At 44.5% G+C, this 13,601-nt stretch carries 13 protein-coding genes; all 13 read left to right on the top strand.

The window, feature by feature from the left end; translation table 11 throughout:
• Window positions 1-282: 282 nt before the first annotated feature.
• Entirely contained in the window at window positions 283-1,581 is a 1,299-nt protein-coding gene (locus tag RTJ53_RS06255; RefSeq protein ID WP_312276307.1) for a YeiH family protein, read from the top strand.
• The gene (locus RTJ53_RS06260) at window positions 1,578-1,775 is read left to right on the top strand and encodes a hypothetical protein (protein WP_312276308.1); all 198 of its coding nucleotides are present in this window, start codon (window positions 1,578-1,580) and stop codon (window positions 1,773-1,775) included. The genes RTJ53_RS06255 and RTJ53_RS06260 overlap by 4 nt, the downstream gene beginning before the upstream one ends.
• Before the next feature lie 256 nt (window positions 1,776-2,031).
• Window positions 2,032-3,249 (top strand): SfnB family sulfur acquisition oxidoreductase, encoded by a 1,218-nt coding sequence (locus RTJ53_RS06265; protein ID WP_312276309.1) that lies wholly within the window; start codon window positions 2,032-2,034, stop codon window positions 3,247-3,249.
• A 17-nt stretch (window positions 3,250-3,266) separates the two neighbouring features.
• A complete protein-coding gene (locus RTJ53_RS06270) occupies window positions 3,267-4,505 on the top strand; it encodes an SfnB family sulfur acquisition oxidoreductase (protein WP_312276310.1) in 1,239 nt (412 codons plus the stop codon).
• Window positions 4,505-5,884 (top strand): LLM class flavin-dependent oxidoreductase, encoded by a 1,380-nt coding sequence (locus RTJ53_RS06275; protein ID WP_312276311.1) that lies wholly within the window; start codon window positions 4,505-4,507, stop codon window positions 5,882-5,884. Before RTJ53_RS06270 ends, RTJ53_RS06275 begins: the two co-directional genes overlap by 1 nt.
• Window positions 5,885-5,985: 101 nt before the next feature.
• Window positions 5,986-6,852 (top strand): MetQ/NlpA family ABC transporter substrate-binding protein, encoded by an 867-nt coding sequence (locus RTJ53_RS06280; protein ID WP_007117075.1) that lies wholly within the window; start codon window positions 5,986-5,988, stop codon window positions 6,850-6,852.
• Window positions 6,853-6,896: 44 nt separating this feature from the next.
• On the top strand, window positions 6,897-7,970 hold the full coding sequence (locus tag RTJ53_RS06285) for a methionine ABC transporter ATP-binding protein (RefSeq protein WP_312276312.1): 1,074 nt from the start codon (window positions 6,897-6,899) through the stop codon (window positions 7,968-7,970).
• Complete coding sequence (locus RTJ53_RS06290; protein WP_312276313.1) at window positions 7,963-8,610, top strand: methionine ABC transporter permease; 648 nt, start codon at window positions 7,963-7,965, stop codon at window positions 8,608-8,610. Before RTJ53_RS06285 ends, RTJ53_RS06290 begins: the two co-directional genes overlap by 8 nt.
• A 157-nt stretch (window positions 8,611-8,767) precedes the next feature.
• The gene (msuE, locus tag RTJ53_RS06295) at window positions 8,768-9,538 is read left to right on the top strand and encodes an FMN reductase (RefSeq protein ID WP_312276314.1); all 771 of its coding nucleotides are present in this window, start codon (window positions 8,768-8,770) and stop codon (window positions 9,536-9,538) included.
• Window positions 9,539-9,756: 218 nt separating this feature from the next.
• Window positions 9,757-10,683, top strand: coding sequence for a CysB family HTH-type transcriptional regulator (locus RTJ53_RS06300; RefSeq protein WP_312276315.1), 927 nt, complete (start codon window positions 9,757-9,759; stop codon window positions 10,681-10,683).
• A 37-nt stretch (window positions 10,684-10,720) separates the two neighbouring features.
• Window positions 10,721-11,044, top strand: coding sequence for a hypothetical protein (locus RTJ53_RS06305; RefSeq protein ID WP_312276316.1), 324 nt, complete (start codon window positions 10,721-10,723; stop codon window positions 11,042-11,044).
• Window positions 11,045-11,075: 31 nt separating this feature from the next.
• Window positions 11,076-12,284 (top strand): FMNH2-dependent alkanesulfonate monooxygenase, encoded by a 1,209-nt coding sequence (gene ssuD / locus RTJ53_RS06310; RefSeq protein WP_312276317.1) that lies wholly within the window; start codon window positions 11,076-11,078, stop codon window positions 12,282-12,284.
• Between the two features lie 579 nt (window positions 12,285-12,863).
• Window positions 12,864-13,433 (top strand): hypothetical protein, encoded by a 570-nt coding sequence (locus RTJ53_RS06315; protein ID WP_007394488.1) that lies wholly within the window; start codon window positions 12,864-12,866, stop codon window positions 13,431-13,433.
• Window positions 13,434-13,601: the final 168 nt, after the last annotated feature.

Below are 13,601 nucleotides of genomic sequence, written 5' to 3' on the forward strand. Positions count from 1 at the left end.
CAAAAGCCCATTAAAAAATTAATGGGCTTTTTTAATGATAAACTTAATTGATTTGCTTCTCTCTGTCTAGGCTAGTCAAATCTTTGCTCAGCGCTTTCATTGGTGCTAAGTCAGTCAGTAAAAAACACCTAAACATTATGCGGTCACAGTACCGCCTGTTAGCAGAATTTCTTATGTTCATATCAGTTATGGTTATTAAGTGTAATCAATAATTTATGGAATAATGCCTTTTTTATTTGATGCAAGTGCTATATCAATACTGGGAGAAAGGAGCGTGCGGTCATGAAATTTTTAAAAAATGAGGATAATTGGTCGGTTGTGTTGGGACTATTTATTGTGGTGGTGATTTGCACCTTGTATATATTGCAAATACCTATCACCAACTTAAATGTCAAAATAAAACCTTGGTCAGACTTTAGTGAGCTATTTAACCTAGTTAGCCATTCAATCCTAGGACTGCTAAGCTTAGCGATTGGTTTTGGGTTATTGCTATTTTTGGGTGCCAAATCCGCGCAACCAGAAATAAAGTTACCCCCATTTTTAGCCAAATTTATCTTATTATTTTTGATGGCGGCGGGCATTTTGATTTTAAGCAGTAATAAGACTGTCAAAGCATGGCAACTAGAAAGTCCTTTAGTAGCCTTGTTCATTGGTCTGTTACTTGGCAATTTTACCTCAATTGCTGATAAATTAAAGGAAGTGCTGAGAACCGAATACTATGTCAAAATTGGTATTATTTTAATGGGGGCGACCTTACCCTTCACTACGATTTTAAAAGCGGGTCCGGCGGCCATCGTACAAGCCTTAATTGTTTCGGTTGTGACTTTTTCTACCATTTATTTCGTAGCAACAAAAGTATTCAAGCTTGATAACCGATTTGCAGCGACCCTTGGGGCAGGTGGCTCGGTGTGTGGGGTGTCAGCGTCGATTGCCATTGGCGGTGCCTGTAGAGCCAAGCATGAGCATGTGGCGGCGTCAATTTCGTTGGTGATTGTGTGGGCGGTAATTATGATTTTTGCGCTGCCATTTGCTTGTAAGTTGTTGGATTTGCCACCTGCGATTGCCGGTGCCTGGATTGGAACGTCTGAATTTGCAGATGCGGCTGGTTTTGCGGCGGTTGAAGCGATTGGTAATGAGTCTGCTACCCAAGCCTTTACATTAATGAAAGTGGTAGGCCGAGATATGTTTGTTGGATTATGGGCATTTTTGGCAGCTTATTTATCGGTCACCGTCTGGGAGCGTGCTTCAACGAACGAGCGAATTGATAAATCAGAGATTTGGCGTCGATTTCCTAAGTTTATTATCGGTTTTTTTATTGCCTCAATCATCACTACCTTATTTGTACTGATTGCACCCAACGCTGAAGCCTTTAATAAACAAGCATTAGGTCTTATCAAAGACTATCGCGGTTGGTTTTTTACCTTAACATTTTTATCAATTGGTATGACAACGCGATTTAAAGCATTGGCAAGCGTGGGCATTAAACCTGTACTTGCGTTTACAGCGGGTGTTTTGGTCAATCTACCGCTAGGCTATTGGCTCTCTAACCATGTGTTTGCAAACTATTGGATAAATTTATGATTACCCAATCAACCACTATCAAAAGTCAAATCCCATTGCCAAAGACGGTGTTAGTGCAATTTGGCTTTAGCAATCATTGCTCCCAAGCCGTCTTTGATACATGGGAGTTAAAAAAAGCCCTCAAAGCAGCGGGTATCGATGAAAATCAATATCAGCTGACAGTAAATTATAGCCGACAGTGGGGATATTTTTGATGGTTTGAAAAAACCTATCTCTACAAATTAGCTTTGTTATTGGTTAGAAATTTATCCAAAAATTTACCTGTTGGTCTAAGCCCTGATATAAGCCCATTAAAAAATTAATGGGCTTTTCTTATGTTCACCCAATCAATCAAATGACATGTTGTTCATCATATTTCTTGCTATAGATAGCAAAATATCTTGGTTATCTTTGCGAAAAAAAATCTTTACCATGATGCCTTATTTAAGCATTTAGCCATAAGGAATTAGCATGACGGATTTTAATCAGCCACTTGATAAATATGCCCCAGCGCAACGCATTGTCACTGATGAGCAAGCCATTCAAGCTGCCAAGCAAGTGGCGGCTTTTGCCCTCATCAAGCGCGACGAGCGCGACCAACAGCGACAATTGCCTTTTGCAGTGATGGACCTATTTAGCCAAACCGGGCTTGGCGGCATACGTATTCCCAAACAATATGGCGGCGCCGAAGTGTCAAATCGTACCTTGGCAGACGTCTTTCGCATTTTGAGCAAAGCCGATGCCAATATTGGATTGATTCCACAAAATCAAATCAGCCTACTCAATATCATCAATATCATCGGCAATGACAGTCAAAAACACTTTATTTTTGGCGAGATTTTGTCAGGCAGTCGCTTAGCCAATGGCGGGCCAGAACGTGACACCAAAGACAGCAAAACCTTGGCGACGACATTGACCATTGCCAACAATGGTTACTATCTTAACGGGGAAAAATTCTATTCAACAGGCAGCAGTTTTGCCGATTACTTGGCGATTAAAGCCTTACACCCTGAAGGTCATGTGGTACTGACCATTATTGATAAAGCCGCAACCGGCGTTGAGGTAGTAGATGATTGGGATGGTTTTGGACTGCGTACCACCTCAAGCGGCACGGTCAAACTCAACCAAGTCAAAGTCCTACCTGAGCTAATTTTTGATGAGCGTTTGCTCAGCGATGCACCGACCTATCGAGGAGCTTATTCTCAGCTGATACAAGCGGCGATTGATGTCGGAATTGCAGAAGGGGCGTTTGAAGATACCTTAGCCGTGGCAAAAAAAGCCCGTCCCATTGTCGATGCCAAAGTCGAAGCTGCGCGCTTTGAGCCGTATTTGCTACAAGTAGTGGGAAAGTTAAAAGTACGCTTGGATGCGGCTACCCTATTACTGCAAGAAGCGGCTGATTATTTGGATACGCTGGATAGATTGGATTTTGTCACCGCAGAAGAGGCAGCACTCGCGTCTATCAAAGTGGCAGAAGCCAAAGTATATGCCAATGACGCCGCTCTCACGATTTCTGAAAAACTGTTTGAAATTGGCGGTAGTCGTTCATCACTTAGCGAGCATGGCTTGGATCGGCATTGGCGAAATGCCCGCGTGCATACTTTGCATGACCCAGTGCGCTGGAAGTTGCACGCATTGGGCGATTATTACTTAAATCACAAATTGCCCAACCGTCATGCTTGGATTTAGAAAGTAAGGAAAACACCATGTCAGATACCATCACCCGTCCAGTAACGGACGTTCAAGCCTCGCTAGTCAAACCTGCGCCAGTCGCCCATATCATCAAGTCGGACAACGAAGCATTAGAAATCGCCTATCAGCTTGCCCAATCGTTTAAACAAGCGCGTATAAAACGAGACCGCGAACGGCTATTACCCTTTGCAGAAATTGAAAGCTTGAGCCAATCAGGGTTATGGGCAATCACCGTGCCAAAACGCTTTGGCGGCGCTGATGTATCAAGTTGGACCCTCGCTCAAATCATTGCGCTATTGAGTGGTGCAGATGGGGCGATTGGGCAAATTCCGCAAAATCATTACTATGCGTTAGAAGTATTAAAAAACACGGGGACAGAAGCCCAGCAGCAACGAATTTTTGCTGAGGTATTACAAGGGGCGCGGCTAGGCAATGCGTTGGCTGAGTTTAAGCCCAAAAATGCCGTTGATAAAACCACCAAACTCACCTCAACGCCAGGCGGTTATCTAATCAATGGCGAAAAATTTTACTGCACAGGCAGTCTGTTTGCACACCGTATTCCGACTTTGGTAAAAGATGACAACGACCGTGAATTTTTGGCATTTGTGCAGCGAGACGCCAAAGGTCTCACGCTAATTGATGATTGGCAAAGTTTTGGTCAACGTACCACAGGCTCAGGCACGGTCTTATTTGACCAAGTTTTTGTAGATAAAGACGATGTCATTGCTTTGGATACAGCCTATCAAAGTCCAACGGTTTGCGGGCCGTTTGCCCAGCTGTTGCACGCCGCCATTGAGACAGGTATTGCACGTGGGGCGTTTGATGAAACTTTGGTACAAGTGCGGCAAGCTCGTCCTTGGATTGATTCGGGCGTGGATAAAGCCACCGATGACCCACTCACGCTATTGCAAATTGGGCGCAGTGCGGCAGATGTGCGAGCGGTGGAGGTGTTACTCAAACACGCTGCCCAAACCATCGATGCCGCTCGTCCAACGCCCAATGAGCAAAATATTGCCCAAGCGTCATTGGCGGTCGCGGCAGTGCGCGCATTAAGCACCGAAGTGGCACTAAAAACCTCCTCACAGCTCATTGAGCTGGCAGGCAGTCGCGGTAGCCAACGTGACAAAGGATTAGACTTATTTTGGCGAAACGCACGGGTGCATACCTTGCACGATGCGGCACGGTGGAAATACTACTTTATTGCCAACTATGTACTCAATGGCGTATTGCCGCCACGGCGAGGGACGTTGTGATGGGTGAGACGGTAAAAAAAGAAAATAACCCGCCAAAGCCGATTATTCTAAACGCCTTTGATATGAATTGCGCTGGGCATATCAATCATGGTTTGTGGACGCACCCAAGGGATGAATCTTATCGATTCAATGAGCTTAGCTATTGGACAGGCTTGGCAAAAACCTTGGAGCAAGGGCTGTTTGATGGGTTGTTTTTGGCGGATATCACAGGCTGTTATGACGTTTATCAACATAACATCGATGTGACCCTTAAAGAGTCGGTGCAATTGCCAAGCCATGACCCGACCACCTTGGTGTCTGCCATGGCGTCGGTGACCGAGCATTTGGGCTTTGGTATCACTGTAAATTTAAGTTATGAGACGCCTTATCAATTTGCTAGACGTATGGCGAGTCTAGATCACTTAACCCAAGGTCGTTTGGGATGGAATATCGTGACAGGGTATTTGGACAGCGCTGAACGATTGATTGGTAATCAAGGGCTAAAGGCGCATGATTTACGTTATGAGCAAGCGGACGAGTTTTTGCAGTTGTGCTACCAGTTTTGGGAAGGCTCATGGCAAAACGATGCAGTCAAAATAGACAAACAGGCGCGCATTTTTACTGACCCTGCCAAGGTAAAAGCGATTCACCATCAAGGGCGTTTTTACCAAAGTGACGGCGTTTTTCAAGTGATGCCGTCTATTCAGCGCACGCCTGTGTTATTTCAAGCAGGGGCATCAGCCAAAGGTTTGGCATTTGCCACCCAGCACGCGGAGGCGATTTTTATTGGGGGTGGTGAAAAATCAGCGATTAAACGGCAGGTGGAGACGATTCGCCAGTTGGCAAAAGCACAGGGTCGCAATCCCAATGACATCAAAGTGCTGATGGGAATCACGGTAGTGACAGACAAGCGTCACGACCTTGCCCAAGCAAAACTGGCGGAGTATGAAGGCTATGCCAGTAGCGAGGCAGGATTGGCACATTACTCAAGTTCGGTGGGGATTGATTTATCACAGTATGCCGATGATGAGGTGATTGCCTACCAACAAACCAATAGCATTGCGTCGGTGAACCAGCGCTTTCAGCATCAGCAGGTTACCAAAGCGCAGCTGATAGCAGAGCATCGGTTAGGGGGACGCTATCCGCTGATCGTGGGGGATGGGCGCGAGGTGGCTGAGGCATTGTTGACTTGGGTGGATGAGACAGGGATTGACGGTTTTAATGTCACTCGCACGGTCACGCCTGAGTCTTACGAGGACTTTATCCAGTATGTCATTCCTGAGCTACAACGTCGTGGACGCTTCAAAACCGAATACAAACAAGGCAGTCTACGCCACAAGCTCATTGGCAAAGGTGAGCGGTTACCCAGTTCACACCCAGTGCAAAGCTTTCGATGTTAAGGGCTTGTTTAGACGACATTTTTTAGTGCTATCAGTTTTTTATGTTTTAAGCAGCTATTTCTAAGCAGCTATTTTTAAACCATCATTTTTAAGGAGCTATTATGGCAATCGCAGCAAAACATCGTGCTACTGTTTTGGGAGTAACCATCATTGCTGTCTTGGTGTTACTGAGCGGCTGGGCATTTTACAATAAAAGCCAAGCATCAAACGTCACCAAAGACAATCCGTTAACCATCGGTATTAGCCCGCCTTTTGCCAATCCACTTAAAGAAGCAGTCGCGGCGGCAAAACAGCAAGGTATCAACGTCAAATTGGTCGAGTTTACGGATTGGAATACCCCAAATGTAACACTTAACAGTGGCGACATCGATGCCAATTATTTTCAACATCAGCCGTTTTTAACCAATGCACTCAAACAGCATCCAGAGTATAAGCTATCGGCATTGGGGAAAGGGGTTGCCACCCATGTCGGTTTGTATTCTAAAAAATACCAAAGCCTAGCGGCATTGCCGACGCGTGCCCGTGTGGTGGTGCCAAATGACCCTGTTAATCAAGGGCGAGCGCTACTACTGCTGCAACAGGCAAAATTAATTGGGCTAAAAGACCCAAATAATTTTCTGTCTAACTTAAGCGATATCAGCAGCAATCCAAAACAATTGCAGTTTGTTGAAGTCGAAGGCCCGCAGACCGCAAGAGCGGTTGATGATGCTGATTTGGTGTTTAGCTACCCGCATTATTTGCGCTTAGCCAAAACCATTGACCCCAATCAAGCCTTAATCCTTGATGATACCACCAACAACCGCTATGCGATTTTATTTGTCACTCGGGATGATTTTGCCCAAAAAAATCCTGAACGAGCCGAACAGCTGAAAAAATTCATTCACATTTATCAAACGTCACCCAACGTAAAACAAGTGCTTGACAAAGAAATCGGGGGAAAACTTTGGTTTCCAGGTTGGACCTCGTAATGCGTTAACAAGTTTTAGCCATAACAATTACAAAGGATCATGCTATGCAGTCGTTTACTCATATTACCCAAGATGACAGTCATTCATCACCTCCCTATATCCGAATCGATAAGGTCAATAAGTTTTATCAAGGACAAGCGCAAACGATACATGCACTAAAAGATATCTCGCTTGAGGTGCCAACAGGCAAAATTCTGGGTATTATCGGTAAAAGCGGGGCAGGCAAATCATCTTTATTACGCATTATCAACGGCTTGGAGTCGATTAGTGATGGTCATGTTTATATCGATGATAACAATGTGGCCTCACTCAACCAAGCCCAGCTACGACAGCTGCGACAAGGCATTGGTATGATTTTTCAGCATTTTAATCTGCTGTCGAGTAAAACGGTACAAGACAACGTCGCCTTGCCATTAAAAGTCGCCAAGGTAAGTCAGGCTGATATCAAGAAACGTGTGGCGCAAGTGCTCGAGATGGTGGGGCTCAGTGATAAAGCATTGATGTATCCTTCTCAGTTATCAGGCGGTCAAAAACAGCGGGTGGGCATTGCGCGGGCGCTCGTAAATGAACCCAAAATTTTATTGTGTGATGAAGCCACATCAGCACTAGACCCAGAAAGTACCCAGTTGATTTTGCAGTTACTCAAGCAAATTAATAAAAAACTTGGCATTACCATTGTGCTCATTACCCATGAAATGCAAGTCATTCGAGATATTTGTGACCAAGTGATTGTCATTAACCAAGGGCAAATCGTTGAAACAGGACCAGTGTGGAAAGTATTTGCCTCACCCATGCACACCATGACCCAAGAATTACTAGGCTATAACCAGTCATCCATTGATTTGGGTGAGGATAAACTCACCGACAAGCACAATGCCACTCATACCTTGCTCAACCTAAGATACGTTGCCCCAGTAAAATCTGCGCCTGATTTAAAAGCAATTTTTGCACAATTTGAAGCGCCCGTCTCTTTGTATCAAAGTCAAGTGGATACCATTCAAGGCTACTTGGTAGGCAATATCGTCGTTGGCGTCGCAACCACGGGTTTAGATGTCGCGCAATTAGCGCATCGCTTGGGTCATCAAATTTTGCATGTGGAGTTAATCGGTTATGCTTGAGTTGTTACTGACGGGGTTGACTGATACGCTGATTATGGTTGGCGTATCAGCGATTTTAGCGTTTTTATTGGGGTTACCGATCGCATTGGTATTGGTCAATTCAAGCGAGCAAGGTATTGCCCCATCATTTTTGACCAATCTAAGTTTGGGTTGGTCGGTGAACATTGTGCGTGCTATTCCCTTTTTGATATTGATGGTGGCTATTATTCCAGCCACTCGAATGATTGTCGGTACAAGCTATGGTGTGTGGGCAGCCGTGGTGCCGTTAACCTTAGCAGCGACCCCTTTTTTTGCTCGAATTGCCGAAGTGAGTCTGCGTGAAGTTGACCCAGGGCTCATAGAAGCGGCACAAGCAATCGGCTGCAACCGTACACAGATTATTCGGTATGTCTTATTGCCCGAAGCATTGCCTGGCATTATTGCCGGGTTTACCGTGACGATTGTCACCATGATTAATTCGTCTGCCATTGCTGGCGCGATTGGGGCGGGGGGCTTGGGCGATATTGCCTATCGTTATGGCTATCAGCGCTTTGATGTGCAAATGATGGTATCAGTCATTGTCGTTTTGGTGGCATTGGTGATGTTGGTGCAAGCCACAGGCGATAGTTTGGCTCAATGGGTCGATAAACGCCAATTGTAGCTCTGCAGATTTACCCCTTTGATATGGCAAATTTGATATAGCAAAAAATCAGCTAAATAATGCAGATATTGTTGTTTCACAAACGGCTTAATTTTTCGTTTAATGGGCTTATCGAAATGTCATCGATTTACGGTATTAAACTAAATAAGGAATAAAGATGTCTATCACTCAAAATTTCACAAATCAACCAAATCCAGCCATTCCACTCAATATCGTTGCGGTATCGGGTGGGCTCAACACACCATCAAAAACCGAAAGTCTGGTGCAAAATATTGTAGATGAATTGGCACAAGCCACACCCATCAACGTACATTTTATCAAGCTTAGCGAAATCGGGCCTTTACTCAGTGGGGCGATTTATCGTAACCAACTACCCGAACGTGTGCAAAACGACTTGGCAGCGATTGAAGCGGCGGACGCCTTGATTGTAGGAACACCGGTGTATCGCGCGTCTTTTACCGGATTGTTTAAGCACTTATTTGACTTTGTAGAGCAAACCGCGCTCGTGGATGTGCCAGTATTATTGGCAGCGTCGGGCGGTAGCGAGCGTCATGCACTGGTACTAGAGCATCAACTTCGCCCATTGTTTAGTTTTTTTCAAGCCCAGACATTGCCAATAGGCGTGTATGCGACGGATAAAGACTTTACCCCAGAATACACCGTCTCAAGCCAACAGTTGCGTGACCGTATCGTGTTAGCCGTGGCGCGCGCGTTGCCGATACTTGAGTGGGCACCCGCCAAAGGCAGACGCGCCCAAGCCATTAAAGAAAAATCGGCGCAAGCCAATCAGCAGTTAGGCATTAATAAACAAGTCGAACAAGCCGAAATATTACCCTCTGTGGCAGTGCCAGATTTATCGAGCGCTGAAGCCAGACTACACCCGCAAACTGTTCAATCATCCCCTAAAACCCATCCATCCGTCGCCTGAAGGGCGCATGCCTTAGTGTGTATTAGCTGACATCACCAGCTCAGTATGAGTAAATACAACCCGAGCAACAAACTGCTTGGGTTATTCGAATTTTGTTTTTTTGTGTGAGTGATATATGTAATTTTGGAATATTAATTTGTTTGATAGGCGTTTGTTGTCCTAGGCCGCTCGGCTTACACTAGTTTTATTCATTATCGGATTATTTGGGGCAACAGACTATGAATTTTCAACAACTTCGTATTATTCGAGAAACGGTGCGCTGTGACTATAACTTGACGGAAGTAGGCAATGCATTATTTACCTCACAATCGGGTGTATCCAAACATATCAAAGACTTAGAAGATGAGCTTGGCGTCGGGCTGTTTGTGCGTAAGGGTAAACGGCTCTTAGGTTTGACCGAACCGGGTAAAGAGTTATTGGTGATTGTAGAGCGGATGCTACATGATGCCAATAATATCAAAACCTTGGCTGAACAATATACCAGCCAAGATAAAGGCGAATTGACCATCGCAGCCACCCATACCCAATCTCGTTATATTTTGCCGCCCGTTGTGCAAGCGTTTAAACAGCTTTTTCCTAAGGTGCATTTGCGATTGTTACAAGCCGCGCCGCCAGAAATTGCGGCAATGCTACTTGATGGGCGAGCAGATATTGGCATTGCCACCGAAGCCTTGTCAAGCTATAGCGAGCTTGTGACTTTTTCTTATTATCACTGGTATCATGCGATTGTGGTGCCGCCTAATCACCCGTTGACCCAGCTTGAACAGGTAACGCTTGCCGACATAGCCCATTATCCGATTATCACTTACATTAGTGGTCATACCGGGCGAACGATGATTGATGAAGCGTTCGCCAAAGCAGCATTACAGCCTGATATCGTGATGACGGCGTTGGATTCTGATGTGATAAAAACCTATGTGGAGTTTGGCATGGGCATTGGTATCATCGCGGATATGGCGTTTAATCCCAATAAAGACACCCAGTTAACATTACTCAGTTGCGAGCCGCTATTTCATCAAAATACCACCTTGCTGGCGGTGCGACAAGGGCATTTTTTACGAGGGTTTGGCTATCAGTTTTTAGCCTTGTGTAACCCTACGTTGACCCAAGCAACAATGCATGATGCCATACAACCTAGCAGCTAATGCTAAATCCTGATAATGCTAAATACTGATAAGCAAGTTGGCAAACTTATCGTCTGTTACATCCGATGTAATACGCATTAAACTCGCTTGCTGTCTCGCTTGCTGGGCCATTTTTAAGATTTGGGCTTGTTTATCTGCTGTTGATATCAATTCATTTGACGATAAAACGCTTTATGGTGAAAACTGTAAAGCGTTTTTTGATGTCACTGCTTTAGCGATTAAATTGATAGGGTTAGCAGCAAAACTATTAAGTAGTTTTTGTGCTAACCAAAGCAGTTTTTGTTATTTTTTATTGAGCGATATTTGCTTTAAGCTTATGGCTACTGATAAACCGCCCATGACAAAAGGCGAGTTATCTTAATCAATTTTTGAGCTTACAAGCAGGGGTTACGATGAAAATTTTTTGGTTTATACCGACACATGGCGATAGTCGTTATTTAGGCACGAGTAAAGGGGCAAGAACCGTTGATCATACCTATATGAAGCAAATTGCAGTGGCAGCCGATAACCTCGGCTATGAGGGCGTGTTGATTCCGACAGGTCGCTCATGTGAAGACCCTTGGCTGGTCGCTGCTAGTCTCATTGATGCGACCACTCGCTTAAAATTTTTGGTGGCATTACGCCCTGGGGTGACGACACCCGCGCTGGCCGCTCGTATGACAGGCACCTTTGATCGACTATCAAATGGTCGATTACTGCTTAATTTGGTCACAGGCGGCGATGAACAAGAACTTAAAGGCGATGGCATCTTTGAAGACCACGCCACGCGTTATCAGACAGCCAGTGAATACACCACGATTTGGCGAGAGATTTTAACTCGCTCGCACACAGGCGAATCCTTTACTTTTAACGGTGAACGCTTGCAAGTCGAGGATGCCAAATTGCTATATCCCCCTCTACAACAGCCGTATCCGCCCTTGTGGTTTGGGGGTTCATCTGAGGCGGCGCAAACACTGGCTGCCGAGCAGGTTGACAGTTATTTGACCTGGGGTGAGCCGCCTGCCGCCGTCAAAGAGAAGATTGAGCAGCTTAAAACCAAAGCCGCTGCCAAAGGTCGCACATTAAGCTATGGTATTCGTCTGCACGTGATTGTGCGTGAAACCAATGAAGCCGCTTGGCAAGCTGCTGATGAATTATTGAGTCACGTCAATGATGACACCATTGCCGCCGCCCAAGCCAAATTTGCCCAAATGGACTCGGTGGGACAACAACGTATGGCAGCCTTACATGGCGGTCGCCGTGATAACTTAGAAATTTCGCCCAACTTATGGGCAGGGATTGGATTGGTACGTGGTGGCGCAGGTACCGCATTGGTGGGCGACCCACAAACCGTTGCCGCGCGTATTCAAGAGTATGCTGATTTGGGCATTGATAACTTTATTTTTTCAGGCTATCCACACTTGGAAGAAGCCTATCGGTTTGCTGAATTGGTTTTCCCATTATTACCGATTGACACCCAAAACACCTTGGTCAAGCCAAATTTGACAGGGCCGTTTGGTGAAATTGTTGCTAATAACTATGCACCCCCGCAACAAACCCGTGACACGGCAACCCAAAAAACACGCGCCACTGTCGCATCAAAACACGCCATTGCATCTTAAATTAATCTTAAAGACATATTAAATGTATCTTAAATACTTGTGATAAAACGTGCTAAGTAAAGCACGTTTTGCGCCTCGTCTATACCTATCTATATCTATTATCCGACAGAGTACGCGGAATCTACCCTAGCCATGATAAACATCTTTTAACTGATAAATCTTTTAAATGATAAACATTTTTTTTAAAAGTGGTAGCCAGTTATGCAGTGAGATTAGACCAATAAGCTACTTTGCCAAAGTTAATCATCAAAGTGTCAATATCCCAACTTTTTTTAGCAAATACAAAGCAGGAAAAAGACTTCTCTATAATGGGTTACATTCGTAATTTGAATAACCTATTGATAGCAATAAAAATTTTGCAACCTAATACTGTTAACTTTGCAGTTTGTAATATGTAATTTTTTAATCAATAGTTTAGTTATGTAATTTTATGGGTGATAAAAGTTAATTTAGCGCTTTTTACTTTTTACGGCTTATATAATGAAAAAGATTTAAATTTTAAATAATAAAACAATGGGATAAATAAATTTAAATCATGCACTTCACTTAATGATCAACTAACTATAAAGGCAATAAAACATGACAACTGAAAACAACGAAAAACTTTCTTTATTAGACGATGTGGCATTAAAAGCCCAAATGCTGATGGCAAATCTAAAAGAGGGCGCTAATGATGGCTATGACCATTCTGTTACCAGCGCTGGTGAAAAGGGCTTAAAATCAGGCAAAGTGTCTGAACTCACCGCTATCGCTCCCTTAACCAAAGATGGGGCAGCTCGTATCAAGCGAATTTTGGAAATTACCAAAGGCAATCTTGCAGGGGCGACCAATGTAGGAACCTTGCATGATTTGCGGTTAGTATTTTTAGACAATGACACCAAGCTCCTGTTTTGTACCGCCTATGATGGCGATTGGGATGCCTACATCAACGACTTTGCTACCAAAATTCCAGAACTCATGGACTTAATTTTTGGCAATGTAGAGGGTTGGCCTGGGATTAAAGACCCGACTGTCAAGCAATTCATCCTTGACCATCAGATTACCGCTACCGGTTGGTATGTGGGTGTGCCTCATCTGACGGTTCGCGATATTGCGCGTAATGACAAAATCGTGCGTGGCATTAATAAAGCCATTGAACAAGCCCAATAAGCCTGCTTAGAACCTGTATTCACCATATCACGTTTATCAGTGTACTATTCTAAGGGTACTCTGAACGGGCAAGCTTTAGGTTAAAATTTCGATACAAAAGCGATTTTTTCAGTGACTTTTACCATAAGCGATATTTAGCGTGGTGTATGGTGAGCAGGTTCTTAGCAT

This window comes from Moraxella sp. CTOTU46711 (genome assembly GCF_031975715.1).
Lineage (GTDB): Bacteria > Pseudomonadota > Gammaproteobacteria > Pseudomonadales > Moraxellaceae > Faucicola.

Coding starts and splice junctions, on each gene's coding strand:
- RTJ53_RS06255 (WP_312276307.1), top strand. CDS start 283: ATGAAATTTTTAAAAAATGAGGATAATTGGTCGGTTGTGTTGGGACTA.
- RTJ53_RS06260 (WP_312276308.1), top strand. CDS start 1,578: ATGATTACCCAATCAACCACTATCAAAAGTCAAATCCCATTGCCAAAG.
- RTJ53_RS06265 (WP_312276309.1), top strand. CDS start 2,032: ATGACGGATTTTAATCAGCCACTTGATAAATATGCCCCAGCGCAACGC.
- RTJ53_RS06270 (WP_312276310.1), top strand. CDS start 3,267: ATGTCAGATACCATCACCCGTCCAGTAACGGACGTTCAAGCCTCGCTA.
- RTJ53_RS06275 (WP_312276311.1), top strand. CDS start 4,505: ATGGGTGAGACGGTAAAAAAAGAAAATAACCCGCCAAAGCCGATTATT.
- RTJ53_RS06280 (WP_007117075.1), top strand. CDS start 5,986: ATGGCAATCGCAGCAAAACATCGTGCTACTGTTTTGGGAGTAACCATC.
- RTJ53_RS06285 (WP_312276312.1), top strand. CDS start 6,897: ATGCAGTCGTTTACTCATATTACCCAAGATGACAGTCATTCATCACCT.
- RTJ53_RS06290 (WP_312276313.1), top strand. CDS start 7,963: ATGCTTGAGTTGTTACTGACGGGGTTGACTGATACGCTGATTATGGTT.
- msuE (WP_312276314.1), top strand. CDS start 8,768: ATGTCTATCACTCAAAATTTCACAAATCAACCAAATCCAGCCATTCCA.
- RTJ53_RS06300 (WP_312276315.1), top strand. CDS start 9,757: ATGAATTTTCAACAACTTCGTATTATTCGAGAAACGGTGCGCTGTGAC.
- ssuD (WP_312276317.1), top strand. CDS start 11,076: ATGAAAATTTTTTGGTTTATACCGACACATGGCGATAGTCGTTATTTA.
- RTJ53_RS06315 (WP_007394488.1), top strand. CDS start 12,864: ATGACAACTGAAAACAACGAAAAACTTTCTTTATTAGACGATGTGGCA.